The organism is Vibrio ordalii ATCC 33509 (assembly GCA_000257205.1).
GTDB classification, from domain to species: domain Bacteria; phylum Pseudomonadota; class Gammaproteobacteria; order Enterobacterales; family Vibrionaceae; genus Vibrio; species Vibrio ordalii.
This window is the reverse complement of sequence record AEZC01000243.1, coordinates 1-2,400: the sequence shown is the minus strand read 5'-3', so window position 1 is coordinate 2,400 and position 2,400 is coordinate 1. Positions and strand designations below refer to the sequence as shown.

The following is a 2,400-nucleotide window of genomic DNA, read 5'->3' as shown; positions in this document are numbered from 1 at the left end:
GGTTACTGAATCAAGGAGTAATAGATGAAGATGCATGATATTGAATCGTTTTTGGATATTTTCCCTCAGGTAGAAAGTAGTTATCCGTTTGGTCCTGACGCGTTTGTTTTCAAAATTCGCGGTAAAATGTTTGCCTATACTTTTCAGTCGAGAGAAGAGTCTCAGTCGAGAGAAGAGCCGTTTGTAACATTGAAGTGCACTCCTGAAGATGGTGAAGTTCTGACCAGTGCCTTTTCCGCTATTCGCCCTGGTTATCATATGAATAAAAAGCACTGGATCTCCGTTAAGCTAAACGGAGATGTTGACCAGATGATGTTAGAGGAATTGTGTGGGCGCTCTTATCAGCTTGTGGTGAGTAAATTGAAAAAATCAGATAGAGAAGCGCTTCAGGCTCTATTTGTGCAAGCCAAACTTGATTAAGCGGTATCCTTAATGTTGTTCTAGTTTTTTTGCGCCACGCAGCATCGCTTCTATCAATTCCGTAGCGTTAAATTTTTCCAAAGCTTCGTGGGCTCCCACTTGGTGAGCTCTATCCAAACAGATCTCACTGGAAAGCGAGGTGTGAAGAATACAATAGGCATGGATCAGCATTGGATCATTTTGGACCTCAAAGGCAAGTTCATACCCATCGAGCCCCGGCATTTCAATATCACTGACTAGCAAATCGATCGCATGTTGATGTTGAGCGTCTTGACGCATCAGCTCAATTGCATCAAGCCCGTTTTTACAGATTTGGTAAGGGATGTTAATACTGTCTAAGGCATCCGACAATTGTTTACGTGCAATAGATGAATCATCTACCAGTAAAATACGCAGTGCTTTTAGTCGCTCACGTTCAATATCAGTCAGCATCGGGATCTTAGTTGATTCATACTGTGGATAAATTTTTGAAAGTAATAATTCGACATCAAGTAACTGCACAATCTGTTTTTGATAGCGGGTTATGCCAGTGACAAAAACGTCTTTTCCCGCGACTGCCGGTGAAGACTCGATTGATCGCCAGTCACACTCAATAATTTTCTCAATGCTACGCACCATAAACGCAACTACAGTTCGCAGGCAGTCCGTTACGATTAAATAGCATTGTTTATATTCACTAGGTTGAATTGCTCTAAAGCCAATGGCCGCAGCCATATCAATAACAGGTACCGTCAAGTTACGGATAGTAATGGTTCCGATCACATGGTGATGAGAATAAGGAATTTGTGTCATTGGCATGTAAGGGACAATCTCTCGTACTTTCAGAGTCCCGATAGCAAAAAGCTGTTTTTGAGTGTTCAATGTGAACATCAACATGCCTTGGGATTGGTTTGCCTTACTGGGGGTTTTAGCCATAACACCTTACTCAACGTCGTTTCTTATGCCTAATACTAAACGATCTCTTACTGACGGCAATGCGTTAAATGCAAATAAACACTATAACTGTATGTTTATTGACCTTTTGCACTCTTAGATTGGGACTGGACTCTTGAAAAGCATCCGTTACACTATTTGTAGTAGCAAATTTATTGAGAAAAATGATGGCAAGAACGGCAGCGGCTCTTCACATTTTAGTGAAGCATAAAGAACAAGCTGAAGATATTATCGTTCAGTTAAAAAAGGGAGCGAAATTTCAAACATTAGCCAGAAAATATTCTACCTGCCCTTCTGGTAAAAAAGGGGGCGATCTGGGTGAGTTTCGTCAGGGGCAGATGGTACCTCAGTTTGATAAAGTCTGTTTCACCGGTGAGGTATTGACACCCCATCTGGTGAAAACCAAGTTTGGCTGGCATATCGTGAAAGTATTATATCGTACCTAGCCGATTTCGTTTACTCGTCGAGGCTGTTTTAAAGCGATAATTTAAGTGAATCGTCGTTGTGCACGTTTTGTGTATGAGTGCTTACTTTCAATTCTTTATCTTAATTTCTTCTATTACATTTCACAGAATGCCTCACTATAAATAAAACCGTCATTTGTTCTCACAAATAAGAATTGGCAATAACTTCATGAATTAAATGGGTTCGGGTTATTTTGAGATATTGACTTATAGTCGCTTAACGTTAGTTTTAGCAAGTGAGCGGTATGATCTAGGAGTTTAAAATGAGTGAAGAAAAAAAATTAATGTTCGATTTCTTTCTGATGTTTGTATGCAGTCTCGCTTACTTAAAGATTCGCTAGAGTCAAAGTTGCCGATTAGTATTGATATCTCTCCGCTTTGCGATACGTGGATGAATGATAACAGTCTATCATCCTATAAAATTCAATTGGTTATCATCGACTATGCTCGCGTTGATGAAAATAATTTTGCTGATTACTCAGCATTTAAACGCTTATCCTGCCCTGATGCAAAAGAAGTGCTTATAAATTGTCCGCTAGAGATTGAACCTAAAATGCTCTTTAAATGGCAGAGCCTAGTAGGT

General features: G+C 39.9%; 3 protein-coding genes and 1 pseudogene. 3 read left to right on the top strand and 1 reads right to left on the bottom strand.

Features of this window, described 5'->3' with window-relative positions; translation table 11 throughout:
* The first annotated feature begins 24 nt into the window (after positions 1–24).
* On the top strand, positions 25–420 hold the full coding sequence (locus VOR_RS0116260) for an MmcQ/YjbR family DNA-binding protein (protein ID WP_029627299.1): 396 nt from the start codon (positions 25–27) through the stop codon (positions 418–420).
* A 9-nt stretch (positions 421–429) separates the two neighbouring features.
* On the opposite strand, the gene VOR_RS0116255 is transcribed toward VOR_RS0116260, so the two are convergent.
* Positions 430–1,335, bottom strand: coding sequence for a chemotaxis protein (locus tag VOR_RS0116255; protein WP_010320742.1), 906 nt, complete (start codon positions 1,333–1,335; stop codon positions 430–432).
* A 185-nt stretch (positions 1,336–1,520) separates the two neighbouring features.
* Between VOR_RS0116255 and ppiC the strand changes: the two genes are divergently transcribed.
* Together ppiC and VOR_RS19190 are read left to right on the top strand one after the other, a co-directional pair.
* A complete protein-coding gene (gene ppiC, locus VOR_RS0116250) occupies positions 1,521–1,799 on the top strand; it encodes a peptidylprolyl isomerase PpiC (RefSeq protein ID WP_010320741.1) in 279 nt (92 codons plus the stop codon).
* Between the two features lie 298 nt (positions 1,800–2,097).
* Positions 2,098–2,400, top strand: a pseudogene (locus VOR_RS19190) (helix-turn-helix transcriptional regulator); the annotation flags it as partial.